This is a genomic window from Blastococcus capsensis, assembly GCF_030165005.1.
Classification (GTDB): domain Bacteria; phylum Actinomycetota; class Actinomycetes; order Mycobacteriales; family Geodermatophilaceae; genus Blastococcus; species Blastococcus capsensis.
In genome coordinates, this window is record NZ_JASNNW010000009.1 from 84,573 (window position 1) to 110,167 (window position 25,595).

The 25,595-nt window shown below is 74.0% G+C and carries 23 protein-coding genes; 19 read left to right on the forward strand and 4 right to left on the reverse strand.

From position 1 onward, the window contains the following. Positions 1 to 207: 207 nt before the first annotated feature. The 6 genes from QOZ86_RS09705 to QOZ86_RS09730 all read left to right on the forward strand — a co-directional run bounded on the left by QOZ86_RS09705 (position 208) and on the right by QOZ86_RS09730 (position 7,489). Positions 208 to 3,405, forward strand: coding sequence for an Rne/Rng family ribonuclease (locus tag QOZ86_RS09705; protein WP_284491760.1), 3,198 nt, complete (start codon positions 208 to 210; stop codon positions 3,403 to 3,405). Between the two features lie 213 nt (positions 3,406 to 3,618). Beyond that, on the forward strand, positions 3,619 to 3,930 hold the full coding sequence (gene rplU / locus QOZ86_RS09710; RefSeq protein ID WP_041775655.1) for a 50S ribosomal protein L21: 312 nt from the start codon (positions 3,619 to 3,621) through the stop codon (positions 3,928 to 3,930). Between the two features lie 7 nt (positions 3,931 to 3,937). Beyond that, on the forward strand, positions 3,938 to 4,195 hold the full coding sequence (rpmA, locus tag QOZ86_RS09715) for a 50S ribosomal protein L27 (RefSeq protein WP_014375373.1): 258 nt from the start codon (positions 3,938 to 3,940) through the stop codon (positions 4,193 to 4,195). 127 nt (positions 4,196 to 4,322) lie between these two features. Further along, entirely contained in the window at positions 4,323 to 5,843 is a 1,521-nt protein-coding gene (gene obgE, locus QOZ86_RS09720; protein WP_284491761.1) for a GTPase ObgE, read from the forward strand. Then, complete coding sequence (gene proB, locus QOZ86_RS09725) at positions 5,840 to 6,976, forward strand: glutamate 5-kinase (RefSeq protein ID WP_284491762.1); 1,137 nt, start codon at positions 5,840 to 5,842, stop codon at positions 6,974 to 6,976. The genes obgE and proB overlap by 4 nt, the downstream gene beginning before the upstream one ends. Positions 6,977 to 7,006: 30 nt before the next feature. After that, positions 7,007 to 7,489 carry a peptide deformylase gene (locus tag QOZ86_RS09730; RefSeq protein WP_284491763.1) on the forward strand — a complete coding sequence of 161 codons (483 nt, stop codon included), beginning with the start codon at positions 7,007 to 7,009 and terminating at the stop codon, positions 7,487 to 7,489. 7 nt (positions 7,490 to 7,496) lie between these two features. Here the strand turns inward: QOZ86_RS09730 and QOZ86_RS09735 are convergent, their stop codons facing one another. From QOZ86_RS09735 to QOZ86_RS09750, 4 genes are read right to left on the reverse strand one after another with little or no spacing between them, the layout of a single operon-like run. Continuing rightward, positions 7,497 to 7,925, reverse strand: a complete 429-nt coding sequence (locus QOZ86_RS09735; RefSeq protein WP_284491764.1) for a Fur family transcriptional regulator — start codon at positions 7,923 to 7,925, stop codon at positions 7,497 to 7,499. Further along, entirely contained in the window at positions 7,922 to 8,950 is a 1,029-nt protein-coding gene (locus QOZ86_RS09740) for a metal ABC transporter permease (RefSeq protein WP_284491765.1), read from the reverse strand. Before QOZ86_RS09740 ends, QOZ86_RS09735 begins: the two co-directional genes overlap by 4 nt. Before the next feature lies 1 nt (position 8,951). Then, entirely contained in the window at positions 8,952 to 9,782 is an 831-nt protein-coding gene (locus QOZ86_RS09745) for a metal ABC transporter ATP-binding protein (protein WP_284491766.1), read from the reverse strand. Further along, on the reverse strand, positions 9,779 to 10,741 hold the full coding sequence (locus tag QOZ86_RS09750; RefSeq protein ID WP_284491767.1) for a metal ABC transporter substrate-binding protein: 963 nt from the start codon (positions 10,739 to 10,741) through the stop codon (positions 9,779 to 9,781). The genes QOZ86_RS09745 and QOZ86_RS09750 overlap by 4 nt, the downstream gene beginning before the upstream one ends. A gap of 88 nt (positions 10,742 to 10,829) precedes the next feature. On the opposite strand from QOZ86_RS09750, the gene QOZ86_RS09755 reads away from it, so the two are divergent. The 13 genes from QOZ86_RS09755 to QOZ86_RS09815 all read left to right on the forward strand — a co-directional run bounded on the left by QOZ86_RS09755 (position 10,830) and on the right by QOZ86_RS09815 (position 25,575). Then, positions 10,830 to 12,083, forward strand: coding sequence for a glutamate-5-semialdehyde dehydrogenase (locus QOZ86_RS09755; RefSeq protein WP_284491768.1), 1,254 nt, complete (start codon positions 10,830 to 10,832; stop codon positions 12,081 to 12,083). 49 nt (positions 12,084 to 12,132) lie between these two features. Beyond that, on the forward strand, positions 12,133 to 13,014 hold the full coding sequence (locus QOZ86_RS09760; protein ID WP_284491769.1) for an AAA family ATPase: 882 nt from the start codon (positions 12,133 to 12,135) through the stop codon (positions 13,012 to 13,014). 85 nt (positions 13,015 to 13,099) lie between these two features. Then, positions 13,100 to 14,518, forward strand: coding sequence for a vWA domain-containing protein (locus QOZ86_RS09765; protein ID WP_284491770.1), 1,419 nt, complete (start codon positions 13,100 to 13,102; stop codon positions 14,516 to 14,518). Between the two features lie 501 nt (positions 14,519 to 15,019). Next, positions 15,020 to 16,483: a PQQ-dependent sugar dehydrogenase gene (locus QOZ86_RS09770; protein WP_284491771.1), complete on the forward strand. Its 1,464-nt coding sequence runs from the start codon at positions 15,020 to 15,022 to the stop codon at positions 16,481 to 16,483. A 288-nt stretch (positions 16,484 to 16,771) separates the two neighbouring features. Then, positions 16,772 to 17,650, forward strand: a complete 879-nt coding sequence (locus tag QOZ86_RS09775) for a spondin domain-containing protein (RefSeq protein WP_284491772.1) — start codon at positions 16,772 to 16,774, stop codon at positions 17,648 to 17,650. A 7-nt stretch (positions 17,651 to 17,657) separates the two neighbouring features. Continuing rightward, the gene (locus QOZ86_RS09780; RefSeq protein ID WP_284491773.1) at positions 17,658 to 18,362 is read left to right on the forward strand and encodes a class F sortase; all 705 of its coding nucleotides are present in this window, start codon (positions 17,658 to 17,660) and stop codon (positions 18,360 to 18,362) included. A 179-nt stretch (positions 18,363 to 18,541) separates the two neighbouring features. Next, the gene (locus tag QOZ86_RS09785; RefSeq protein WP_284491774.1) at positions 18,542 to 19,720 is read left to right on the forward strand and encodes an inositol-3-phosphate synthase; all 1,179 of its coding nucleotides are present in this window, start codon (positions 18,542 to 18,544) and stop codon (positions 19,718 to 19,720) included. Beyond that, entirely contained in the window at positions 19,717 to 20,595 is an 879-nt protein-coding gene (locus QOZ86_RS09790; protein WP_284491775.1) for an SCO3242 family prenyltransferase, read from the forward strand. Before QOZ86_RS09785 ends, QOZ86_RS09790 begins: the two co-directional genes overlap by 4 nt. Continuing rightward, positions 20,592 to 21,455, forward strand: coding sequence for a sugar phosphate isomerase/epimerase family protein (locus QOZ86_RS09795; protein ID WP_284491776.1), 864 nt, complete (start codon positions 20,592 to 20,594; stop codon positions 21,453 to 21,455). The genes QOZ86_RS09790 and QOZ86_RS09795 overlap by 4 nt, the downstream gene beginning before the upstream one ends. Further along, positions 21,452 to 22,162, forward strand: coding sequence for an EboA domain-containing protein (locus QOZ86_RS09800; RefSeq protein ID WP_284491777.1), 711 nt, complete (start codon positions 21,452 to 21,454; stop codon positions 22,160 to 22,162). The genes QOZ86_RS09795 and QOZ86_RS09800 overlap by 4 nt, the downstream gene beginning before the upstream one ends. Further along, the gene (locus QOZ86_RS09805; protein ID WP_284491778.1) at positions 22,162 to 23,028 is read left to right on the forward strand and encodes a TatD family hydrolase; all 867 of its coding nucleotides are present in this window, start codon (positions 22,162 to 22,164) and stop codon (positions 23,026 to 23,028) included. The genes QOZ86_RS09800 and QOZ86_RS09805 overlap by 1 nt, the downstream gene beginning before the upstream one ends. 1 nt (position 23,029) lies before the next feature. Beyond that, positions 23,030 to 24,199, forward strand: coding sequence for a metabolite traffic protein EboE (eboE, locus tag QOZ86_RS09810; protein WP_284491779.1), 1,170 nt, complete (start codon positions 23,030 to 23,032; stop codon positions 24,197 to 24,199). Then, the gene (locus tag QOZ86_RS09815) at positions 24,196 to 25,575 is read left to right on the forward strand and encodes an alkaline phosphatase family protein (RefSeq protein ID WP_284491780.1); all 1,380 of its coding nucleotides are present in this window, start codon (positions 24,196 to 24,198) and stop codon (positions 25,573 to 25,575) included. The genes eboE and QOZ86_RS09815 overlap by 4 nt, the downstream gene beginning before the upstream one ends. The last annotated feature ends 20 nt before the right edge of the window (positions 25,576 to 25,595 follow it).

A 25,595-nucleotide genomic window follows, 5' to 3' on the forward strand; every position in this document is an offset into this window, starting at 1 on the left:
CCGCACCCGGCGTCACCGGAGGCGCGCACCACCGCAGTTCGGCTCCTCGCCGCGGCAACCGTCGCGCGGGAGCCGCCCACAGACTTCGCAGGGCGAGCCCGTCCGTCGTACCCCGCGCGGCGGCTCGCCCCGCCCAACCCGTGCTCCTGCGCGGCCGCCAGTCGAACCGATCGGCGCCCGGGAGCACCACACAGGAGGCGAGCCCTCGTGGCTGACACCGACCACACCACCGCGCACGACGACATCCAGGGCGACGACGTCCCGGCGGGCGCCTCGCAGCCTGCCGAGGCCGAGGCCACCGGCATGCCGGCGACCCCCGAGGAAGGGGCACCGGCCGACGAGGAGACGGACGCCGAGACGGAGACGGACGCCGAGACGGAGACGGACGCCTCCTCCGGATCGCCCGCCGAGCCGCAGCCGCCCGCCCAGCCCTCCGTGGACGCCGGCTCCGACGACGCGGAGCACGAATCGGTGCGGTCCCCGTTCGGGGCGCAGTTCAGCTCGCCGGAACCGACCGCCGTCGTCGCCCGCTCCCGCCGCCGGGCGACCCGCCCGGCGGGCGCGGCCGACCCGGACTCCGTCGAGGCGGTCGCCCCCGCCCCCGCGGCGCCGGTCCCGGCCTTCATCAGCTTCATGGCCCCGCCGGCCGACGTGCCGCCGGCCCCTCGCCGGCGTAGTCGCCGCCCGGCGGAGTCGCCCGACCCCGACGCGCTGGAGGAGCCGGCCGAGACACGGCAGAGCGGCGACGAGGAGGTCGCCGAGGAGGCGCCCCGCTCCCGCCGCAACCGCTCTCGCCGCCGCCCGGCCGACGACCAGCAGGAAACGGCCGAGACCACCGCCGAGGACGAGGACGCCGAGGACCAGGACGCCTCCGACGAGGACTCCGAGGAGGGGGGCTCGTCGGCCAGTCGGCGCCGGCGTCGTGGTCGTCGCGGGCGCGGACGCGGTCGCAGCGGCGAGGACGCCTCGGACTCGGACGACGACAACGGTGACGAGCGCCCCGGCGTCGAGGACGCCGACTCCGACACCGACGAGGAAACCGACACCGCGGACGGGACCACGGACACCGAGGACGACGGCGACGACGAGGGCTCGACCGGCTCGGGCACCCGCCGCCGGCGGCGCCGTCGCCGGCGCAGCAGCGGCTCGGCCGCCGATGACTCCGCCGACGAGAGCGACGACGACCGTCCGGAGCGGGCCGGTCGCAACGGCCGGAGCACCAGCGACGACGACGTCCGTGGCATCGCCGGCTCCACCCGGCTCGAGGCCAAGCGTCAGCGCCGCCGGGACGGCCGGGACACCGGGCGTCGGCGCACACCGATCCTGACCGAGTCGGAGTTCCTCGCCCGTCGCGAGGCGGTGGACCGGAAGATGGTCATCCGCCAGCGCGGCGAGCGCACCCAGATCGCCGTCCTCGAGGACGACATCCTCGTCGAGCACTACGTCACCCAGGCGACGGCGACGTCGTTCGCCGGGAACGTCTACCTCGGCCGCGTGCAGAACGTCCTCCCCAGCATGGAGGCGGCCTTCGTCGACATCGGCAAGGGGCGCAATGCCGTCGTCTACGCCGGTGAGGTGAACTGGGACGCCGCCGGCCTGTCCGGCAAGCAGCGCTCCATCGAGCAGGCGTTCAAGTCCGGCGACAAGATCCTCGTGCAGGTCACCAAGGACCCGATCGGGCACAAGGGTGCCCGGCTGACGCAGCAGATCAACCTGCCCGGCCGGTTCCTGGTCTACGTGCCGGGTGGCTCGATGACCGGCATCAGCCGCAAGCTGCCCGACACCGAGCGGCAGCGGCTCAAGGACATCCTGAAGCGGATCGTCCCCGAGGACGCCGGCGTCATCATCAGGACCGCCGCGGAGGGCGCCTCGGAGGAGGAGCTCACCCGCGACGTCAACCGGCTGACCGCGCAGTGGGACGTCATCCAGAAGAAGGCGGAGTCCACCTCCAGCGCCCCGTCGCTGCTCTACGGCGAGCCCGATCTCGCCATCCGGGTCATCCGCGACGTCTTCAACGAGGACTTCAAGGAGCTGGTGGTCCAGGGCGACGACGCGTGGGACACCGTCGAGGCCTACGTCGCGCACGTCTCCCCGGAGCTGACCGAGCGGCTGACCCGCTACACGGGGGAGGGCGACGCCTTCCGCGACCTGCGGGTGGACGAGCAGCTGACCAAGGCGCTGGACCGCAAGGTGTGGCTGCCCTCGGGTGGCTCGCTGGTGATCGACCGCACCGAGGCGATGACCGTCGTCGACGTCAACACCGGCAAGTTCACCGGCTCCGGTGGCAACCTCGAGCAGACCGTCACGCGCAACAACATGGAGGCGGCCGAGGAGATCGTCCGCCAGCTCCGGCTGCGCGACATCGGCGGCATCATCGTCATCGACTTCATCGACATGGTCCTGGAGAGCAACCGGGACCTCGTCCTGCGCCGGCTCACCGAGTGCCTGGGCCGCGACCGCACCAAGCACCAGGTCGCGGAGGTCACCTCCCTGGGCCTGGTGCAGATGACCCGCAAGCGGGTCGGCCAGGGCCTGCTGGAGGTCTTCTCCGAGTCCTGCGAGCACTGCCGCGGCCGCGGGATCCTGGTGCACCTCGACCCCGTGGACGAGAAGCGCCGGGGCGGTGGCAGCAGCGGCGGTGGCGGCGGCGGTGGCAAGGAGTCCGGTAGCAAGGACTCCGGCGGCAAGGACTCCGGTGGCAAGGACCCTGGCGGCAAGGACTCCGGCCAGTCGGGCAGCGGCGGCAAGGACCCCGGCCGCAACCGCGGGGGCGGCAGCAAGGAGACGTCCGACAAGGAGACTGCCGAGGACGGCGCCCAGGGTCGTCAGGCCGAGGCCCCGACCGGTGACGGCGAGGCCTCCGAGGGCGGTCGCGGCGGGCGTCGCAACCGGGGCCGCCGCAACCGCGGCCAGTCGGGCGAGGAGCGCGCGGCCGAGGACGCCGCCGTGCTCGCGGGCGCGGCCGGCTCCGGGGAGGGGGCCGGCGGAACCTCCACCGCGGAGGCGGTGCCCGTGGCGCAGGAGCCGGACGACGGCGAGATCCACGGCGAGCCGGTCGTGGCGCCCGTGCGCCGTCGCAGCGGGTCGGTCGCGACCGTCGAGCCGCTGCCCGAGACCGTGCCGGCACCGGCATCGTCACCGCCGGAGACCGAGGCCGAGGACGTGCTGCCGGCCGGTGAGGTCGGTGCCGTCGAGGTGCCGGAGCAGGACGCGGTGCCGGTCGTCCCGGCGACCACGACGGCCGACGTCCTCCCCGGTGCGGTGGCGCACACGCCCGACGCCGGTGCCGAGGCGGACGATCAGCCCGCCCAGGACGGCTCCGTGGGCGACGAGGAGCCGCCGGCCACGAGCACCCGGCCGCGGCGTCGCCGGGCCGCCAGCCGCCCGGCAGGTCCGCCCGCGTAAGGCCCCGTCCGGAGGCTCGCCCCGAGCGTGCGAGGGGTGAGTGGGACGGGGTCCTTCAACTCGGGTACGCTGGACGGGTTGCTGCGCCACCGCGCGGGCGCCCTCGGGCGCCGCCGGGAAGGTGTGCGCAACCCGTCCAAGCACCCGGCGCCCGTTCCGGTCGTGCGCGCCGGACACAGAGCTTGACGTGAAGAAGCGAACGAGGAGTCAGTGGTGTACGCAGTGGTGAAGGCCGGCGGCAGCCAGCACAAGGTGGCCGTGGGCGACACGTTCACGATCAACCGCCTGCAGGGCGCGGCGGGCGACACCGTTGCCCTCCCGGCCATCCTGCTGGTCGACGGGGACACCGTCACCAGCGATGCGGCGACCCTGGCCACGGTGACCGTGACCGGCGAGATCGTCGAGCACGGCAAGGGCCCGAAGATCCACATCCACAAGTTCAAGAACAAGACCGGCTACCACAAGCGGCAGGGGCATCGTCAGCCCCTGACCAGCGTCGTGGTCCGCGACATCTCGAAGGGCTGACGCCGACATGGCACACAAGAAGGGCGCCTCGTCGTCCCGCAACGGTCGTGACTCGAACGCCCAGCGTCTCGGCGTGAAGCGTTTCGGTGGGCAGGTCGTCAAGGCCGGCGAGATCATCGTCCGCCAGCGTGGCACCCACTTCCACCCGGGCCTCGGCGTCGGCCGCGGCGGCGACGACACGCTGTTCGCGCTCGCACCCGGCTCGGTCACCTTCGGCACCCGGCGGGGACGCAAGACCGTCTCCATCACCGCGGTCGAGGCCTGAACAACGCCCCTGCCCTGCAGGGGACCGCACATTCGCTTCGCGACGAGCGCACGGGCCGGCGGCCCGTGCGCTCGTGGCGCTTGACAGGTAGCTAGGAGGCGGCGCGGACCTCGTCCGCTCGGAACACATGGCCGCTTTCGTCGACCGCGTCACCATCCACGTCTCCGCCGGCAACGGCGGGCACGGCGTGTCCTCGGTGCACCGGGAGAAATTCAAGCCGCTCGGCGGCCCCGACGGGGGCAACGGCGGGGACGGCGGCAACGTCGTCCTCGAGGTCGACCCCAGCGCGCACACCCTCCTCGACTTCCACCACCGCCCGCACCAGAAGGCGGCCAACGGCCGCCCCGGCGCCGGCAGCAACCGGCACGGCGCCCGGGGCGAGGACCGCGTGCTGCGGGTCCCCGAGGGCACCGTGGTCAGCGCCCCCGACGGCCGCGTGATCGCCGACCTCGTCGGTGCGGGCACCCGCGTCGTGCTGGCGCACGGCGGCAAGGGCGGGCTCGGCAACGCCGCACTCGCCAACCCCCGGCGGAAGGCGCCCGGCTTCGCGCTGCTCGGCGAGCCCGGCGAGGCGTTCGACGCGGTGCTGGAGCTCAAGAGCATCGCCGACGTCGGCCTGGTCGGGTACCCGTCGGCCGGCAAGTCGTCGCTGATCGCCGCCATGTCCTCGGCCCGGCCGAAGATCGCCGACTACCCGTTCACCACCCTGGTGCCCAACCTGGGTGTGATCCGGTCCGGCGACACCGTCTACACGATGGCCGACGTCCCCGGGCTCATCCCCGGCGCGTCCACCGGCAAGGGGCTCGGCCTGCAGTTCCTCCGGCACGTGGAGCGCTGCGCCGTCCTGGTGCACGTCGTCGACATGGCCACGATGGAGCCCGGCCGGGACCCCGAGAGCGACATCGAGGCACTGGAGCACGAGCTCGCCGAGTACGGGGGGGACGAGCTGGACCTCGTCGGGCGCCTGCGGATCGCGGTGCTCAACAAGATCGACGTCCCGGACGGCCGGGAGCTGGTCGACCTCGTGCGGGCCTCGCTCGAGGAACGCGGCCTGCAGGTCTTCCCCGTCAGCGCCGCGACCGGCGAGGGGCTGGCCGCGTTCGGTTACGCGCTCGCCGCGGCGGTCGAGGAGCACCGGGCCTCGCTCCCGGCGCCCGAACCGGTGCGGGTGACCCTGACCCCGCGGGCGGTCGACGACACCGGCTTCACCGTCGAGCGGGATCCCGACGACGACGAGGCGTTCGTCGTCCGCGGCGTGAAGCCCGAGCGCTGGGTCCGCCAGACCGACTTCACCAACGACGAGGCCGTCGGCTACCTGGCCGACCGGCTCAACCGGCTCGGGGTCGAGGAGAAGCTGGCCGAGGCCGGCGCCCGCGAGGGCGACGCGGTCACCATCGGCGACGTCACCTTCGACTGGGCCCCGACGCTGCCGGCCGGCACGCTCACCGCGGAGGAGTCCGCCGGGCTCGGCGGTCGCGGCACCGACAACCGGTTGGAGACCACCGAGCGGGTCGGCGCCACCGAGCGGCTCGCTGCGAAGCGCGCCCGCCGGGTGCCGTTCGAGGTCACCGAGGGCGGCTGGACCGACGAGGACCTCGCCGGCCTCGACGACGGTGCGGAGGACGACGAAGCGGACGGCGCCCGGTGACCGGCGCGCCGGCCACCACCACCGCCCGCCCGGAGATCGCCGGCGCCGGTCGGGTCGTGGTCAAGGTCGGCTCCTCGTCGCTGACCACCCTCCCCGGCGGTCTGGACGTCGAGCGGCTGACGGCGCTGGTGGACGTGCTCGCCGCCGTGCGGGCGTCCGGCCGGGAGGTCGTGCTGGTGTCCTCCGGCGCGATCGCCGCCGGACTGGCCCCGCTGGGGATCGACGGGCGCCCGCGTGACCTGGCCACCGCGCAGGCGGCGGCCAGCGTGGGTCAGCTGCGGCTGGCCCAGACCTACGCCGACGCCTTCGCCCGGCACGGGATCACCGTGGGACAGGTGCTGCTCACCGCCGACGACCTGACCCGTCGCAGCCATTACCGCAACGCCCACCGGACGGTCGAGCGGCTGCTGTCGCTGGGCGTGCTGCCGATCGTCAACGAGAACGACACGGTCGCCACCGAGGAGATCCGGTTCGGCGACAACGACCGGCTGGCCGCGCTGGTGGCGCACGTCGCGCAGGCCGGGGCGCTGGTGCTGCTCTCCGACGTCGACGGCGTGTACGACGGAGACCCGCGCACCGGCCCCGCCCAGCTGGTCGACACGGTGCGCGAGCCCGGCGACCTCGCGGCGGTCAGCCTGGGCTCGGCCAGCCGCAACGGCGTGGGCACCGGAGGCATGGCCACCAAGGTCGAGGCCGCCTTCATCGCCGCGCACGCCGGCGTCCCCGTGGTGATCACCTCCACCCCGCAGGCCGCCGACGCCCTGGCCGGCAACCGGGTGGGCACGCTCTTCGGGGCCATGGGCAAGCGGCCCAGCGCCCGGCAGTTCTGGCTGCGCTACGCCAGCCGGCCGCGCGGCCGGCTGATCCTCGACGACGGCGCGGTCACCGCGGTGCGGGAGCGGCACGCCTCGCTGCTGGCCGCCGGCATCACCGGCATCGCGGGGGAGTTCCTCGCCGACGACCCGGTCGAGCTGGTCGGGCCCGACGGCGCGGTGGTGGCCCGTGGCCTGGTGGCCTACGACGCCCGTGAGATGCCGGGCCTGCTCGGGCGCAAGACCGGCGACCTGCCGCCCGAGCACCGCCGCGAGGTGGTGCACCGCGACGAGATGGTGCTGGTCGGACGTCTGCGCTGAGCGCTGGGGCGGGGCTGCAAGACTGGCCCGGTGACGATCCGTCCCATCCGCGAACTCGGTGACCCCGTGCTCCGCACCCCCTCCGACCCGGTCCGGGCCTTCGACGGCTGGCTGGCCGCGTTGATCCGCGACCTGGAGGACACCGTCGAGCACCCCGGCCGGGCCGGCGTGGCCGCGCCCCAGATCGGCGTCGGGGTCCGTGCGTTCTCCTACAACGTCGACGGGGTGATCGGGCACATGGTCAACCCGGTGATCGTCGAGCGGTCCGAGGAGATCCAGGACGGCGACGAGGGCTGCCTGTCGGTGCCCGGTATCTGGGCGCCGACCGTCCGCGCGATGCACTGCGTCGCCGAAGGGTTCGACGTCGACGGCACGCCGCTGCGGCTGGAGGGGACCGGGCTGATGGCCCGGGCCCTGCAGCACGAGGTCGACCACCTCGACGGCAAGGTCTTCCTGGACCGGCTCACCGGGGAGGCGCGGAAGTCGGCGCTGCGCGCCCTGCGCGACCGCTGACGCCTCCTCAGCTCACGACGGGGCCGGCCGTGGTGCACGCGCGGCAGGTGCCGAAGACCTCGACCTGGTGCTGGACGTCGGCGAAGCCGTGCTCGGCCGCGATCTGCCTGGCCCACCGCTCGACGGGCGGGTCGGCGACCTCGACGGTCGTGCCGCACGATCGGCACACCAGGTGGTGGTGGTGGACCGGCGAGCACCGCCGGTAGGCCGCCTCCCCGTCCGCTCCCCGCAGGACGTCGACCTGGCCGTCGTCCACCAGCGCCTGCAGGGCCCGGTAGACCGTCGCCAGCCCCACCGCGTCGCCGCGCTCGCGCAGCAGCGCGTGCAGATCCTGCGCGCTGCTGAATCCGTCGAGGTCGTCGAGCAGGGCGAGCACCGCGCTGCGCTGCCGGCTCGGCCGCCGCGCCGTCCCCTCCGGCTGGTCGGCTCCGCTCACCGGGCGGCTCCCTTCCCGGGCCGGTGCACGGGGGCGGCGTCCGACCCGTGCTCGTCGTAGTGGATGCCCGTGCCGGTCAGGTGCGGGGCGTGCAGGTGCCCGTCGTGGTCGTAGTCGACGTGGTCGCCGTGGAAGACCGGCTGGTGCCCGCAGCCCTCGCCGTGCTCGTGGGGGTGTGCGTCGTGCACGTCGGTCCTGCGCCGGTGCCGGCGGCGGGCCGTCGCGTCCCGAACGGTCACCCCGGTGGTGACGAGCAGGAACAGCGCGATGGCCAGCAGCACGATCGTCCCGCCCGAGGGTGTTCCGGCGTAGAAGGACGTGGTCGTCCCGGCGACGCTCACGACCAGCCCGACCACGCACGCCAGGGCCAGGGTCGTGCGGAAGCTGCGGGCCAGGAGCTGGGCGATGGCGCTCGGCACGATCATGAGGGCGCTGATCAGCAGCAGGCCGACGACCCGCATGGAGAGCACGACCGTGGCGGCGACGAGGGCGGCCAGCACGACGTTGAGCGCGAGCACCGGGAGCCCGACCGCGCGGGCGTACTCCTCGTCGTCGCTCACCGCGTACAGCCGGTGGCCGAGCAGGGCGACGGTGGCCAGCACGACCAGCGCGATGCCGGCGAACACCGCCACGTCCTCGGTGCTGGTCGTGGTGATGGCGCCGAAGAGGTACGAGTCGAGGTTGGTGGCCTGCCCGCGGGGGGCGAGGCTCAGCAGGACGACGCCGCCGGCGATGCCCCCGTAGAAGAGGACGGCGAGGGCGACGTCGCCGCTGGTGCGCCCCCGGGCCCGGACCAGCTCGATGAGCACCGCGCCGAGGACGGCGGCCACCAGCGCCGTCCACACCGGGCTGGTGGCGGTCAGGACGCCGACGGCCACGCCGGTGAGCGCCACGTGCCCGAGCCCGTCGCCCAGCAGGGACAGCCGCCGCTGCACGAGGAACACGCCGACGGCGGGGGCGACGAGCCCGACCATGAGGGAGGCCAGCAGCGCCCGCTGCATGAAGTCGTAGTCGAGGATGTCCACGTCAGCGTCCCTGCTCGGCGGAGCCGCCGCGCCGGGTGGTCACGGTCGGCTGGTCCATCCGGTAGCCGCGCGGCGCCGTGTCGTGCGGGTGGTGGTGGGGGTCCGGTTCGTCCAGGGTGTGGCCCGGCAGCAGGGGGCCGTCGTAGGAGATCCGGCCGTGGTCGACCACGACCGCCCGGGTGAGGACGCCGGCCAGCGGGGCGGTCTCGTGCGTGACGACGACCAGCGTGGTGCCGCCCGACGAGACCCGCGCGAGGACGCCGGCCAGCGCCTCCTGGCTCGCGGCGTCCACCCCGGCGGTCGGCTCGTCCATGATCAGCAGCTCGGGTTCGGCGGCGAGCGCGCGGGCCACGAGCACCCGCCGCTGCTGGCCACCGGACAGCGCGGCGACCGGGTCGTCCAGCCGGTCGGCGAGACCGACCGCGGCCACGGCGTCGGTGACGGCCGCCCGGTCGGCGGCGCCGAGCCGGCGGAACAGGCCGAGGTGGGCCAGGCGGCCCACGCCCACCACCTCGCGGACCGTGGCCGGGACCGCCCCGGTCACCGAGTGGCGCTGGGGGACGTAGCCCACCCGGCCGCGCTGGGCGGGCGGGCGATGACTCAGCCGCCCGACCGGCGCGCCGAGCAGCTCGACGTCCCCGCCGAGCACCGCCGCCAGTCCCAGCAGCCCCCGGGCGAGCGTGGTCTTCCCCGAGCCGTTGGAGCCCAGGACCGCGACCGCCTCCCCGGGGCCGACCGTCAGATCCGCACCGCGCACGATCGGCACGTCGCCGTAGCCGATCGTGGCGTCCCGCAGGTGGATGACGGCCGGTGCCGTGGCCGGTCGGTTCACGAGCAGGACTGGCCCTCGGCCAGCGTGGCGAGGTTGCTGCGCATGACCTCGAGGTAGTCCTCGCCGGCCGACTCGTCGGTCAGGCCCTCGATCGGGTCCAGGACGGCGGTCCGGACGCCGGCCTCGTCGGCGACCGTCTCGGCCACAGAGGGGTCGACCAGCGTCTCGGTGTAGACGGTGGTCACGTCCCGCTCGCCGACGAGCGCGGAGATCTCGGCCATCTGGTCGGCCGAGGGCTCCTGGTCGGGGCTGAGCCCGCTGATGCCCACCACGTCGAAACCGTAGCGGTCGGCGAGGTACCCGAAGGCGTCGTGGCTGGTGACCAGGGTGTCCACCCGGCAGTCGCCGAGGCCCTCGGCCATCTCGGCGTCCAGGGTCTCGAGGTCGGCACGCAGGGCGGCGGCGTTCTCGGCGTAGGCCTGCGCGTCGTCGGGATCGAGCTCGGCCAGCCGGTCGGCCAGCGCGTCGCCGACCGCGGCCAGCCGCAGCGGGTCCAGCCAGAAGTGCGGGTCCGCCGCGCCTTCGTCGTGGGCGTGCTCCTCCTCGGCGTGCTCGTCCTCCTCCTCCTCCGCGTGCTCCGAGCCGCCCGAGGACAGGGAGAGGTCGGCCGCCTCGGCGGCGTCCCACGCGGCCTCGCCGGCCTGCGACCGGGCCGCGTCGTCCACCGCCGGCTGGAAGCCGCTGAGGTAGACGAGCAGGTCGGCGTCGGAGACGGCGGCGACGTCCTGGGGGGTGAGTTCGAGATCGTGCGGCTCGGCGCCGGAGGTGGTCAGGGACGAGACCGACACGAGGTTCCCGCCGACGCGCTCCGCGGCCCACTCCAGCGGGTAGAAGCCGGCGACGACGTCCACCTGGTCGTCCTCCGCGGCGGGGGAGCCCGAGCCGGAACAGCCGGCGAGCAGGAGCAGGGTCGCTGCGGCAGAGGCGGTGGCAGATCGACGCAGACCCGAAGTGTTCATGAGAATCATTCTCGCATAGCCGGTGGTGTGGCGGCGACGGGGTCGCAGGCGCGGGATCGAGCGGAGTTCCACGCGTACCCTTCCGTGCGTGACCGACGTCTCCGGCCTGCCGCTCATCGGTGCCGCCGCCCTGCGTGCGCGGGCGGCCGCACGGGTGCTGCGCACCCTGCCCACCGAGACCAAGGACGCCGCGCTGACCGCGATGGCCGACGCGCTGGTCCGGCGCACCGACGAGATCCTCGCCGCGAACGCCGAGGACGTGGCGGCCGCGGCGGCCGCCGGCACTCCGGCGTCGGTGCTCGACCGGCTGCGCCTGGACGCCGGCCGGGTGGCGGGCGTGGCCGACGCGCTCCGCCAGCTGGTCGCGCTGCCCGACCCGGTCGGCGACGTCGTCCGCGGCTCCCGGCTCGCCAACGGCCTGCAGCTGCGCCAGGTGCGGGTGCCCCTCGGGGTGGTCGGCATCGTCTACGAGGCCCGGCCCAACGTCACCGTCGACGCGGCGGGGCTGTGCCTCAAGAGCGGCAACGCCGCGCTCCTGCGCGGCTCGGCCTCGGCGTTCGGCACCAACACCGCGTTGGTCACCGTCCTCACCGAGGCCGCGGAGAAGGCCGGGCTGCCGGCCGGTTCCGTGGAGCTGCTGCCGGCCGACCGCGCGTCGGTGGGGGAGCTGTTGAACGCTCGCGGCCTGGTCGACGTCGTGATCCCGCGCGGCGGGGCTTCGCTCATCGAGCGCGTCGTCCGCGAGTCGACCGTGCCGGTCATCGAGACCGGCGTCGGCAACTGCCACGTCTACGTCGACGCCTCCGCCGACGCGGCGATGGCCGAGGCGATCGTGCTCAACTCCAAGACCCACCGGGTGAGCGTCTGCAACTCCGCCGAGACGCTGCTCGTGCACCGCGACGTGCCGTTCCTGCCCCGGCTGCTGTCGGCGCTGGTGGAGGCCAGTGTGACCCTGCACGGCGACGAGCCGGCACAGGCGGCCCACGGGTCCGTCGTCCCCGCCACCGACGAGGACTGGGCGACCGAGTACCTGTCGATGGACATGGCGGTGCGGGTGGTCGACGACCTGCCGCAGGCCTTGGAGCACATCGCGACCTGGGGGAGCGGGCACAGCGAGGCGATCGTCGCCGACTCCGCCGGTGCCATCGCCGATTTCACCGCCGGCGTCGACGCCGCCGCCGTGCTGGTCAACGCCTCCACCCGGTTCACCGACGGCGGCGAGTTCGGCTTCGGCGCCGAGATCGGCATCTCCACCCAGAAGCTGCACGCCCGCGGCCCGCTCGGCCTGCCCGAACTGACTTCGACCACCTACGTCGTCACGGGGTCCGGCCACACCCGCTGACGCCTTCCGTCGAGCAGCCACCCATCCCACCGCCCCGAGCAGGAGCCCGATGCCCCGCCAGCAGTCCCCGAACTTCTCGTCGGTCGCGGACGTGAGCAAGCGGCTGTCCACCGCCGGCTACCTGCCCGACGCGCAGATCGCGACGACGGTCTTCCTCGCCGACCGGCTCGGCAAGCCGCTGCTCGTCGAGGGGCCGGCCGGCACGGGCAAGACCGAGCTGGCCAAGGCGCTGGCGACGGCCACCGGGTCGGAGCTCATCCGGCTGCAGTGCTACGAGGGTCTGGACGAGGCCCGGGCGCTGTACGAGTGGAACTACAAGAAGCAGCTGCTGCGCATCCAGGCGTCACAGGCCGACGGCGGGGCCGACTGGGACACCGTCCACGACGACATCTTCGGCGAGGAGTTCCTGCTCTCCCGCCCGCTGCTCACCGCGATCCGGCGCGCGGAGCCGACGGTGCTGCTCATCGACGAGACCGACAAGGCCGACGTCGAGGTCGAGGGGCTGCTGCTGGAGGTGCTGAGCGACTTCCAGGTGACCATCCCCGAGCTCGGCACGATCACCGCCACCCGCCGGCCGACCGTCGTCCTCACCTCCAACGCCACCCGCGAGCTCTCCGAGGCGCTCAAGCGACGCTGCCTCTACCTGGCGCTGGACTATCCGTCGGCCGAGCGGGAGCGGGAGATCGTGCTCTCCCGGGTGCCCGACCTCGCGCCCGGGCTGGCCGACCAGCTCGTGCGCACGGTGCGGGCCCTGCGTGGCCTGGAGCTCAAGAAGTCGCCGTCGATCTCGGAGACCCTGGACTGGGCGCAGACCCTGCTCGAGCTGGGGCTGGACACCCTCGACGAGCCGGCGATGGCCTCGACCCTCGGGGTGGTGCTCAAGCACGCCAGCGACCAGACCCGGGCCGCCGCCGAGCTGCGGCTGAACTGATGAACGCTGCTCCGCAGGGGAACCGGACACACCTCCGGTGTGTGATCGGTGCCTGCGGCGCTGCCGTCCTCCTGGCGGAGCGGCGTTGACCGCGCCGTCGGGGTCGACGGTCGGGCACGGCGGGCTCGCCGGGCACCTCGACGCGTTCGTGCGCGCCGTGCGGGAGGCCGGGATCCCCGTGGGGATCAGCCAGGCCGTCGACGCCGCCGAGATCCTCACCGTCGTCGACCTGCTCGACCGGGAGCAGCTGCGCCACGGGCTCGCGGCGGTGCTGCTGCAGCGGGCCGCCCAGCGCGATGCCTACGACGTGCTGTTCGACCTGTGGTGGCCACTGGGCGACCGGCCGGCGGCCGAGGGCGAGGACGGGGCGGGCGAGCCGGGGGAGTCCACGCTCGACGTCCCCGACGGGGAGGCGCTGGCCGAGGACATGCGCGCCGAGCTGCTCCGGCTGCTCGAGGACGGCGATCCGGAAGCCCTGCGCCGGTTCGCCCGGGACGCCGTCGACCTGCTGGGCCGCGGTCAGCCGGCGCCGTCGGGGCAGTCGTACTTCAGCTACCGGGTCATGCGGGCACTGTCGCCGGACACCCTGGTGGCTCAGCTGCTGGCCGGGCTGCTCGGCGACGCCGGCCGGGGCGGGCTGGCCGAGCAGGTGGCCCGGCAGACCGTGCGCGACCGGCTGGCCGCCTTCCGGGGCGCCGTGGAGGCCGAGGTGCGGCGGCGGACCGCGGCCGAGAAGGGGCGCGACCGCGTCGCCAAGAACGCCGTCCGGCCGCTGGTCGACCAGGTGGACTTCCTCCGGGCGCAGTCCGCCGACCTCGCCGAGCTGCGCCGTGCGGTGGCACCGCTGGCCCGGCGCCTGGCGGTCCGGCTCTCCGCCCGCCGCCGGTTGGGCCGGGAGGGCCGGCTGGACTTCCGCAAGACCGTCCGCGCCTCCCTGGGCACCGGTGGGGTACCCGTGGTCACCCACCACCGGCCGCGCAAGGTGCACAAGCCGGAGCTGGTGGTGCTCTGCGACGTCAGCGGCTCGGTGGCCGGGTTCAGTCACTTCACCCTGATGCTCACCCAGGCCCTGCGCGAGCACTTCACCGGAGTGCGCGCCTTCGCCTTCGTGGACTCCACCGACGAGGTGACCCGCTTCTTCCGCCCCGGCGTCGACGTGGCCGACGCCATCGTCCGCATCGGCCGGGAGGCGCAGGTGGTCGCCTTCGACGGGCACAGCGACTACGGCAACGCCTTCGACGTGTTCGCCGACCGGTGGGCGTCGGCGATCGGGCCGAAGACGTCGCTGCTCGTGCTCGGCGACGGGCGGACGAACTACCGGCAGCCGGGTGTCCCGGTGCTGGCCGGCCTGGTGTCCAAGGCCCGGTCGGCGCACTGGCTGAACCCCGAGCCGCACCGGCTGTGGGGGAGCGGTGACTCCGCGGCCGACCGCTACGGCGAGGTCATCGACATGGTCGAGTGCCGGAACGCCGCGCAGCTGGCCGACTTCGTCACCACGCTGTAACAGGTTCTCGATCCGGGCGACCGAGCCCTGCACCCGCAGCCTCGGGCGCCAATGAACCACAGGCATGCGGCCGGTCACGAGATGCAGTGCTCGACGAGCGCACATGGAAACGCTGAGACAGTGTTGCGGCGCCGTGACGGTGTGCGGTGGCCAGTTTTCGCTCACGTGCCGCCGGGCAGTCCCGGGCTTCTGCCGGCGAGTCCGCAGCCGATCGGCGAGGTGGGCTCCACGAGATGGGACCCACGCATGTCCTCCATGGTCGGAAAGCCCGGGAAGAGGTCCAGCCTCGCGTTGGCGCTCGCGCTGCTGAGTGCGGCGAGCGGTGCGGGTGTGGCAGCCGCTGACACGCACAGCCCGCCGTCGGCCGGCGAGGACGGGCACCACGCGACGGAGAGCGCAGGAGCCGCTGCCCACCCAGAAGAACCAGCGGGTGACGCCCCGCAGACGCCGGCTGCGACCGACGGCCTGCAACCGATCGAGGATCCGCTTCCGCCACCACCGTTGAGCGATCTCCAGGTGGGGGTCGAGTTGGTGGCCGAGGGTTTCAAGAAGCCGACGAACAGCGCCGTCGCGCCCGGTGACCCGGACGCCCTGTACGTCTCCGACCAGTTCGGCCCGCTGTGGCGGGTGGATGTGCGGGACGGCAGCAAGACGATGGTCGCGGACCTGTCCGGCCTGCTGGTGCCGGTCGGGCTGACCATCGAGAGCGGAGCGCACCACGTCCCCGACGAGCGCGGCTTCCTGGGGGTGGCCTTCCACCCGGACTTCGAGAGCAACGGCCTGCTCTACACGCACACCTCCGAGCCGTCGGACAGCGGCGAGCCGACCTTCCCCTCGACACTGCCGCCCGGCGAGCGCGCCGACCACCGCGCCGTGCTACGGGAGTGGACGGTCCAGAGGTCCGCGGACGGTACGCCGAGCCTCGACGTGGACAGCTCACGGGTGCTGTTCAGCATCGCCGAGCCGCAGTGGAACCACAACGGAGGAGAGCTCCTCTTCGGACCGGACGGGATGCTCTACGTCCACCTCGGTGACGGCGGTGGCGCCGACGACCAGAACGAGCAGCTCTGGTGGATCGACCCCGACGACGACGGCACCTACACCCTCGGGCCGATCGCCGGGCACCTGGACGGCGGCAACGCCCAGGATCTGAGCGTCCCGCTGGGCAAGATCCTCCGCATCGACGTCGACGGGCGCGGCGCCCCGCACGGGGAGTACGGCGTCCCCGCGGACAACCCGTTCGTCGGCGTCGACGGAGCCCTGGGCGAGATCTGGGCCTACGGCCTGCGCAACCCCTTCCAGGGGTCGATCGACCGCGCGACCGGTGACTACTGGGTCGGTGACGTCGGGCAGGGCGACGTCGAGGAGATCGACGTGATCCAGCGCGGCGGCAACTACGGCTGGAACGTCCGTGAGGGCGCCTTCTGGTTCGCCCCCCGCGGTTTCGAGCAGGGCAGCGGCACGGTCGTCGAGGAGCCCGTACAGCCGGTTCCGCCGGAGCTGGTGGACCCGGTCGCCCAGTACGACCACGAGTGGGGTGTGGCGGTCATCGGCGGTTACGTCTACCGCGGCCCGGACCAGCCGGCCCTGCAGGGGCAGTACGTCTTCGGCGACCACCACGGCGGCAAGCTGCTCGTCCACTCCGCCGAGGATCCGGCGCGCCAGCTCAGGATCGCCGGTTCCGAGAACAACGAGCTCGGGTTCTCGCTGACGGCCTTCGCCGAGGACGCGCACGGCGAGCTCTACGTGATGGGATCCCCGCACGAGGGCAGTGGTCGCATCGAGCGGATCGTCCCGGCCGGCACCGATGGCATGGTCACAGTCCCTCGCGGCGGTGTCGCGGCCGGCGCCGGGGGTGCCGCCGACGACGGTACCGCGGCCACGGTGGCCGGGGTCGCCGCGCTGGCCGGGGCGACCGCGCTGGTGGGCGTGGGGATCGCGCGTCGTCGCACCGCGACGCGCTGACGAAGCCGATCCCCGGAGGGCTGCGCGCAGTCCCCGTGGCCGCTGGCGCATCCTCGCGCGAGCGGCCACGCGCCCTCTGGGACGTCGAACGGATATGCCGCTCCTGCTGCCGACTGTGCCGGGATCGGGGGGAGAAGTTGTCAGCCGTGTGACGAAACCCGCACCTCGCGAGCGGTGATCTGCGGGCGCTGCTGTTCTGAGCAGGGGCGTCGCCAAGGCGCCGGTGACCGAGCGGCGGATCCGTCAGGCGACAGCCGCCGCTCGACCAATCGACCCAGAGGAGACCAAGTGTTGAGGAAACTTGCAGGAGCGGGCGCTGCGACGCTCGTCAGCGCCGCTGCGATGGCGCCGGCGTCGGCGCTGGCCGCCGACGGGGAGACGACGTTCCGAGTGGAGGTCACCAACGTCACGAAGCAGACCGGGACGAAGGTGGAGACCCCGCAAGGGCCGATGCCGATCCCGCTTTCGCCCGGTGCGTTCGCCGTCTACTCCGGTCAGGACAACCCGGCGTTCACGGTCGGCGCCGAGGCAACCCAGCCCCTCGGTGGGGAGGGGCTGGAGAACATCGCCGAGGACGGCTTCCCGATGCAGCTGGCCCAGCAGTTCAAGGACGCGCCGATGGTGAGTGACAGTGGCACCTTCGCCGATCCGCAGGGACCGAAGAAGGCTTTGGAGCCCGGCATGAGCACTTCTTTCACCGTCACGGCGTCGCCGGGCGAGAAGCTCACGCTGGCGACGATGTTCGTCCCGTCCAACGACGCCTTCTACGGCCCCGCCGACGGCATCGAGCTGTTCGACTCCGGCGGCAACCCCGTCAGCGCGGACGTGACCAGCGCGATCGCGACGTACGACGCGGGCACCGAGGTGAACGAGCCGTTCTTCGGGCCTGCCACCAAGCCCATGCAGCCGCAGCCGGACTTCGGTACCGCCGAGGATTCCGTCGTCCTGCCCGTGGCGGAGATCGAGGGGCAGCCGCAGGTCTACCCGGAGGTCGGCCAGGTCATCCGCGTGGCCATCGCACCGGCTCCGGCCGGGGGCGTCGCCGCCGGTGCCGGGGGTGCCGCCGAGGACGACACCGTCAGCACGGTGGCCGGGATCGCTGCGCTGGGCGGGGCGGCCCTGTTGGCGGGCATCGGCGTCACGCGCCGTCGCACTGCGACGCGCTGACCCGGCGATGCTGAAGCAGCAGGAGGAGCGATTCCGGAGACCGTGGTCTTCGGCGCTCCTGTTCGGGATGGCCGTGGTCCTCGCCGTTGCCGGTGTCCTCCTCCTGCTGCCTCCCGGCCTTCCCGACGCCTCGGTCCACACGCCTCTTCCGGCGGCCACCGCACCGGTCGCCGAGCCGGACGGCCGGCGCGACACGACCGACGGGAACCCGCGCAGCTCGCCCCTCGAACGCGCCCAGCCCATCCTCGAGCACCCGCCTGCCGGCGTGCCCTCGGCTCCGCCGGTGGGTGTGCGCGTCGACGCGATCGACGTCGACGCACGAGTCGTGCCGCTCGGGCTCGATGCCGACGGCCACCTGGAGGTGCCCGACGACTTCTCGGCCGCCGGCTGGTGGGAAGGCGGAGCCGAGCCCGGTGAGGCGGGACCGACGGTCGTGGTCGGCCACGTCGACTCCTACCAGGGTCCGGCCGTCTTCCACCGGCTGCGGGACCTCGAGGTCGGCGACGAGATCGTCCTCACCGTCGAGGGCGGTGAGTCGGTGTCCTACCGGGTGACCGGCACCCAGGAGGTGCCGAAGGACGAGTTCCCGACCGAGGCCGTCTACGGCACCACTCCTGGGCCGACGCTGCGTCTCATCACCTGCGGAGGCCCCTTCGACCGGACCGCGCGCAGCTACCTGAACAACACGATCGTCTTCGCGGACCTGAGCTGATGCCTGAGCATGGTCTCGAGTCCGGCCGGCACGGCCCCTGCCGCGACCCGGCGCGTGGATCCGCCGAGCCGGCCGCGCGGCACCTTCCCGGGGCACGTGGCGGCGGCTGGTCACCGGCGCAGGGCCTGGTCACGGCCGGGATCGGTTTAGCGAAGCCCGATAGAGGTCAGTCTGGGACAATGCATACCGCCCCGCAGCCGGATCGCAGAAGTCGGACCGGACTATGGCTCATCGGCGGGCGCGGCTCGGTGGCCACGACGGCGATCGTGGGGGCGGCGCTCGTCGAGGCCGGGCTGTCGCCGCAGACGGGCTTCGTGACGGCGCTCGAACCGTTCCAGCAGGCGGGTCTGGGCCGCGCCACGGACGTGGTGTTCGGCGGCCACGACATCGCGACCGTCCCGCTGCAGAAGCGCGCGGAGATCCTCACGGACGGTGGCGTGCTGCCGCAGGGCGCCGTCCGTGCAGTGACCGAGCAGCTCGACCGGGTCGACGCGGAGATCCTGGCGGCTCCCGGCGCCGGAACGCCACCATCGGTCGCACTGGAGCGGCTCGTCGCAGACCTGCGCACGTTCCGGAACCGCCACGGGCTCGACCGCGTCGTCGTGGTCGACGTCTCCTCCACCGAGGCGCCCGTACCGGCCCACCCGGCCCACCGGGACCTGGCCGGGCTCCGCCGGGCGCTCGAACGGGGGGAGGACGTCCTTCCGCCGAGCTCCCTGTACGCCATGGCGGCCTTCGAGGCCGGCTGCCCGCACGTGTCCTTCACGCCGTCCACCGGGGCGCGCCTGCCGGCCCTGGACGAGCTGGCCCAGGAACGCGGCCTGCCGTACGCGGGCTCCGACGGCAAGACGGGGGAGACCCTGCTCCGGACTGCGCTCGCCCCGATGTTCGCCACCCGCAACCTCACCGTGCGGTCCTGGAGCGGTACCAACCTGCTGGGGGGCGGGGACGGCGAGACCCTGGCCGACCCCGCGCACGCCGCCTCCAAGCTCGACTCCAAGTCCGGCGTCCTGGGCGCTCTGCTCGGCTACGACGTCGTCGCGCCGCTGCACATCGACAACGTCCCGGACATGGGCGACTGGAAGACCTCGTGGGACCACGTCAGCTTCGAGGGATTCCTCGGTACCCGGATGCGGATGCAGGTGACCTGGGAGGGGTGCGACTCCGCGCTGGCGGCGCCGCTGGTCCTGGACCTCGCCCATCTCCTCGCGCACGCGCACGGGGCCGGCCTGTCCGGGCCGGTCCCGGAACTGGCCTTCTTCTTCAAGGATCCGCTCGGCCGGGTGCCGACCCACGGTGTGGAGCAGCAGTTCGCCACGCTGGTGCGCTGGGCCGAGGGCCTCGGGGGCGGCCGGTGACCCGCTGGGCTGCCGGGCCGCTCATCGAGCTGGTACGGCTACCTGCCGTGCTCAGCATCCCCGGCGACGTCCTGGCCGGCGCCGCGGCGGCGGGACGGCGCGAGCCGCGCGCGACGGCCGGGACGGTGTTCGCCTCCGCCAGCGTCTACCTCGCCGGTATGGCCCTCAACGACTGGGCCGACCGGGACGTCGACGCGCGGGAACGCCCCGGACGCCCGATCCCGTCCGGCCGGATATCGCCCGCCTCCGCGTTCGGAGTCGCGGCCGGGCTGACCGGCGCCGGCCTGCTCGCGGCAGGTTCGGCGGGAGGACGGGACACCCTGGCGGTGTTCGGGCCGCTGGTGGCGGTGGCCTGGTCCTACGACCTCGTCCTCAAGGACACGATGGCCGGGCCGGTCGCGATGGCCGCGGCCCGGTCGCTCAACGTCCTGGCCGGCGCCGGCGGGCACGGCGCCCGGCGGGCGTTGGCCGACGCGCTCACCGTGGGCGCCCACACCGGCATCCTGACGGTGGTCAGCCGGTCGGAGGTCGGCGGCGCTTCCCCTGCGCTGGGGCGGGCCGCGGGTGCGGCCACCGGCATCCTGGCCGGGATGACGGCGGCGCGGGCCTGGAGAACGACGGACGCGCCTGCGGCTCGCGCCGTCGCGCTCGCCTGCGTGGCCCGCTACGCGGTCGACGTGGGCGGCGCCGCGCTGGCCGCGACCCGCATGCCCTCGGCCGCCCGGCTCCAGCAGTTCGTCGCCCGGGGGATCCGCGCCTTCCCGATCCTGGACGGCGCGCTGATCGCCGCGCGCGGACGCATCGGGACCGGGCTGGCGGTGGCCGCCCTGCACCCGCTGGCCGGCCGGCTCGGCCGGCGGGTGGCGACGACGTGACCGCGCCCCTGCGGTTCGCCTACGGGACCAACGGGCTGGCCGACAACCGGCTGCCCGAGGCCGTGGACCTGCTCGCCGATCTCGGCTACGACGGGGTGGCGCTGACCCTGGACGTGCACCACCTGGATCCCTTCTCCCCCACGTCGGACGCGGACGTCCAACGGGTCGCGCAGCAGCTCCGGGCCCGCGGCCTCGCCGTGGTCGTCGAGACCGGCGGCCGCTATGTCCTCGACCCCCGCCGCAAGCACCGTCCGACGCTGCTCGATGAGGATCCCCGGCTACGCCGGGAGTTCCTGCAGCGGGCCGTCGAGATCGCCGCGAACCTGGGAGCCTCGGTGGTCTCGTTCTGGTCCGGTTCGCTGCCCGCGGGAACGGCACCCGCGACGGCCTGGGCCCGGCTGACGGAAGAGGTGGCCGGGTTGCTGCCCCATGCCGAGATGCACGGCGTCCGGCTCGGGTTCGAGCCGGAGCCGGGCATGCTCGTCGACCGGATCACCGGGTTCGAACGGCTCGCCGCCGAGCTGGGGGACCCCGCCGGCCTGGGAATCACCCTCGATCTGGGGCACTGCCTGTGCATCGAGGACGACCCGGTGGTCGACTGCGTGCGCCGGGTCGCCGGCCGGCTGGTCAACGTGCAGATCGAGGACATGCGCCGCGGAGTGCACGAGCACCTCCCGTTCGGTGAGGGAGAGCTCGACGTGCCGCCCGTGCTGGCCGCGCTGCGCGAGGTCGGCTACTCCGGCCTCGTGGGTGTGGAGCTGCCCCGTCACAGCCATGCGGGCCCGGACCTGGCCGAGGCGTCCATCCGGTTCCTGCGGTCGGCCGAGGAGCGTGCCGGCGCGACCCGGGGCGTGGCATGACCGGCGACGAGCTCCGGCAGCTGCTGGACCGGGAGCTGGAGCCGGCGGGCCGGGCCTGGCTCGCCGGGGCGGAGGCCGCGGTCCGGAAGGATCCTCGCGTCGTCCAGACGGCCTTTCCCGCCGCCGGGCGGTCCGTGGGCCGCCGGCTGCTGGCCGGCGATCCACCCACCGGGTGGACGGCCGACGACGCCGCGCGTGCGCTGCTGCTGATCACGCTGGGCGACGCGGCCGGCGAGCAGGTGCCCGACCTGTTCGGCTACGGCGACGCCGACGAGCAGCGGGCCGTCGTCCGCTCGCTGCACCTGCTGCCACCCGTGCCCGGGGCCGCCGAGCTGGTGGCGGCGGCGTCGCGCTCCAACGACCGGCGGCTGGTCGCGGCCTCCCTGGGGCCGTGGGCGCTGGCGCACCTCGACGACGAGGCGGTCGCCCAGTCGGTGCTCAAGTGCGTCTTCCAGGAGGTTCCCCTGACCGGGCTCCCCGGCCTGGCCGAGCGCGCCACCCCCCGGCTGTCGCGAATGCTGGCCGAGCTCGCGCACGAGCGGATCGCCGCCGGGCGGCCCGTCCCCGAGGACGTCTGGCCGCTGATCGAACGGTTCCCGCCCGAGGACACGCTCGCCCGGATCGAGGCCGAGCAGGAGCACCCGGTACCGGAGCGCCGCGCCGCGGCACGAGCCGCGCTGGCGTCCCGACGAGGACAGGAGACCTGATGCGCATCTTCGATCCGCACATCCACATGAGCTCACGGACCACCGACGACTACGAGGCGATGTATGCGGCCGGGGTCCGGGCCATCGTCGAGCCGGCGTTCTGGCTCGGTCAGCCGCGGACGTCGGTGGGCAGCTTCGTCGACTACTTCCAGTCGCTGCTCGGCTGGGAACGGTTCCGCGCGAGCCAGTTCGGCATCCGGCACCACTGCACCATCGCGCTCAACCCCAAGGAGGCCAACGACCCCGGCCTGCGCACGGAGGTGCTGAGCATCCTGCCGCGGTTCCTCGCCAAGGACGGCGTCGTGGCCGTCGGCGAGGTCGGCTACGACTCGGCCACCCCCGACGAGGACGCCGCCTTCGAGGAACAGGTCGCGATGGGCCAGGAACACCGGCTGCCGCTGCTGGTGCACACCCCGCACCGGGACAAGGCCGCCGGCACCCGGCGCAGCATCGACCTGCTGCGCGCGGCCGGCGTGCCCGGCGAGATGGCGGTCATCGACCACAACAACGAGCTGACCGTCGAGGACACCCTCGACTCCGGCTACTGGGCCGGCTTCTCGGTCTACCCGGACACCAAGATGGACGTCGACCGGATGGTGCGGATCCTGCAGCAGTACGGCACCGACCGGATCCTGGTGAACTCGGCCGCGGACTGGGGCCGCAGCGATCCGCTGCGGGTGCGCAAGGTGGCCGATGCGATGACGGCCGCCGGGTTCGACGCCGACGACGTCGACAAGGTCGTCTGGCGCAACCCGGTCGAGTTCTTCGGCCGGAGCGGGCGGCTGGAGCTCGACGAGCCGGCGCCCGACGCCGCGGCGACCTTCGCCGGCAACAGCATCCTGCGCGGCGCCCCGGCCGGGTCCTGACATGCGGCTGAGCCGCGCCGGGGACGGGCCGATCCACCTCGGGTACTGCACGAACGTCCACCCGGCCGAGGACGTCGCCGGGATCGTCGACCAGCTACGCCGGCTGGCGGCGGGGGTCCGCGCCGAGCTGACATGGCCGCGGCTGGGCGTGGGCCTGTGGCTGCCGCGCACCGCGGCGACCGAGCTCGCCGACCCGGCGGCCTGCGCCCGCCTGCGGGAGGTGCTCGACGAGCTCGGCCTCGAGGTGGTCACCCTGAACGGCTTTCCGTACCAGGGGTTCCAGGAGGAGGTCGTCAAGCACCGCGTCTACCGCCCGGACTGGACCGAGGACGCCCGCGTCACGTGGACCCTCGACCTCGCCCGCATCCTGGCCCGGCTGCTGCCCGACGACGTCGCGACCGGCTCGATCTCCACGCTCCCGCTGGGCTGGCGGGAGCCGTGGGACGACGCTGCCGACGTCGCAGCGATCGCCAACCTCCGCGCGGTCGGCGACGCGCTGGCCGCCCTCGAGGAGGAGACCGGGAAGCGGATCCTCCTGGCGATCGAGCCCGAGCCCGGCTGCCGGGTGGAGACCACGGCCGAGGCGGCGGCGGTCGCGGAGCGGGTCGGCCGGCCGCACGTCGGGATCTGCGTGGACCTGTGCCACCTCGCCGTCGAGTTCGAGGACCCGGTCGCGGCGATCGCCGCGCTCCAGGAACGCGGCACGCTGGTGGCCAAGGTGCAGGTGTCCAGCGCGCTGCGGGCGGAGGATCCGGACGACCCTGCGGTCCGGGCGGCGCTCGCCGGGTTCGACGAGGCCCGCTTCCTGCACCAGACCCGCGCCGGCGGGGACGGCGGAATCCGGGCGCGCGCGGACGACTTGGGCGAGGCCCTCGCCGGCGCCGTCCCCGTCGACGCGGAGTGGCGGGTGCACTTCCACGCGCCGCTGCAGGCCGCGGCCCTCCCGCCGCTGGGCACCACCCGGTCCGAGCTGGAGACGGCGCTGCAGCAGCTGGTCGGGCCGGGCCGGGTGCTGACCCGGCACCTGGAGCTGGAGACCTACACCTGGACGGTCCTGCCGCCCGACCGGCGGCCGGCCGGCGACGACTCGCTGGTCTCCGCGCTCGCCGAGGAACTGCGGTACGTGGCCGGGCGGCTCCGCTCGCTCGGCTGGACGAAGGAGGAGGAATGAGCCGTCGCCCGGTGGTGGTGCTCGACGTGGTGGGGCTGACCCCGCGCTTGCTCGAGCACATGCCCGCGGTACGAGCCGTGGCCGACGACGGGTTCGCCGCCGAGCTCGGCACGGTCCTGCCGGCGGTCACGTGCAGTGCGCAGGCGACCCTGCTGACCGGGACGCTGCCCCGCGAGCACGGCATCGTCGGCAACGGCTGGTACTTCCGCGACCTCGGCGACGTGCTGCTCTGGCGCCAGCACGACCGCCTCGTGCAGGCCGAGCGGATCTGGGACACCGCCCGCCGCCTGGATCCGGAGCACCGGACGGCGAACCTGTTCTGGTGGTACGCCATGGGCGCCCGCGCCGACGTCACGGCCACGCCGCGGCCGGTCTACCACGCCGACGGCCGCAAGGACCCGGACTTCTACATCCGCCCGCCGGAGCTGCACGACCAGCTGGAGTCCGAACTCGGCACCTTTCCCCTCTTCAACTACTGGGGCCCGACGGCAGGGATCGCCTCCTCGCAGTGGATCGCCCAGGCCGCGCAGCTGGTGCAGCGCACCCGGCAGCCGGACCTGCTGCTCACCTACGTGCCGCACCTGGACTACGCGCTGCAGCGGCACGGGCCCACCGGTCCGGAGGCGATCGCGGCGGCCCGGGAGCTCGACGCGGTGCTCGCCGGGCTGATCGGCGAGGCGCGGGACCGCGGCGCGGCCGTCGTCGTGCTCTCCGAGTACGGCATCACCGACGCCGCCCGCCCGGTCGACATCAACCGGGCCCTGCGCCGCGAGGGATTGCTGGAGGTGCACACCCAGCAGGGCATGGAGTACCTCGACCCGATGGCCTCGCGTGCCTTCGCCGTCGCCGACCACCAGATCGCGCACGTCTACGTCCGGGACGAGCAGGACGTCCCCCGGGTCGCCGCGCTGCTGGCCGAGCTCGAGGGTGTGGCCGAGGTGCTCGACGCCGAGGGCAAGCGCCGGGCCGGGCTGGACCACGAGAGGTCCGGGGAACTGGTCGCGGTCGCCGCGCCGGACGCCTGGTTCACCTACTACTACTGGCTCGACGACGACCGCGCCCCCGACTTCGCCAAGCTGGTCGAGATCCACCGCAAACCCGGCTACGACCCCGCCGAGCTCTTCCTCGACCCCGCCGACCCGCTGGTCAAGGCCCGCGCCGGGCTCGCCCTGGCCCGCAAGAAGCTCGGCTTCCGCTACACCATGGACGTGGTGCCGCTGGACCCGTCCCCGGTCCGCGGCTCGCACGGCCGGCTGCCCGACGACCCCCGGGACGGCCCGGTCCTGCTCTGCTCGGACCCATCCCTCACCCGCGACCGCATGGCCGCCACCGACGTGCGGGACCTCCTCCTGCGGCTCAACGGCTTTCCTCGGTGACCCCTCCGCTGCTGTGGCGG

Bases quoted from the DNA above. Each gene is read 5' to 3' on its own strand.
- QOZ86_RS09750 (WP_284491767.1), bottom strand. From the start codon at position 10,741: ATGAACACTTCGGGTCTGCGTCGATCTGCCACCGCCTCTGCCGCAGCG.
- QOZ86_RS09800 (WP_284491777.1), top strand. From the start codon at position 21,452: ATGACCGGCGACGAGCTCCGGCAGCTGCTGGACCGGGAGCTGGAGCCG.
- rpmA (WP_014375373.1), top strand. From the start codon at position 3,938: ATGGCACACAAGAAGGGCGCCTCGTCGTCCCGCAACGGTCGTGACTCG.
- QOZ86_RS09760 (WP_284491769.1), top strand. From the start codon at position 12,133: ATGCCCCGCCAGCAGTCCCCGAACTTCTCGTCGGTCGCGGACGTGAGC.
- QOZ86_RS09785 (WP_284491774.1), top strand. From the start codon at position 18,542: ATGCATACCGCCCCGCAGCCGGATCGCAGAAGTCGGACCGGACTATGG.
- QOZ86_RS09805 (WP_284491778.1), top strand. From the start codon at position 22,162: ATGCGCATCTTCGATCCGCACATCCACATGAGCTCACGGACCACCGAC.
- QOZ86_RS09780 (WP_284491773.1), top strand. From the start codon at position 17,658: ATGCTGAAGCAGCAGGAGGAGCGATTCCGGAGACCGTGGTCTTCGGCG.
- eboE (WP_284491779.1), top strand. From the start codon at position 23,030: ATGCGGCTGAGCCGCGCCGGGGACGGGCCGATCCACCTCGGGTACTGC.
- obgE (WP_284491761.1), top strand. From the start codon at position 4,323: ATGGCCGCTTTCGTCGACCGCGTCACCATCCACGTCTCCGCCGGCAAC.
- QOZ86_RS09815 (WP_284491780.1), top strand. From the start codon at position 24,196: ATGAGCCGTCGCCCGGTGGTGGTGCTCGACGTGGTGGGGCTGACCCCG.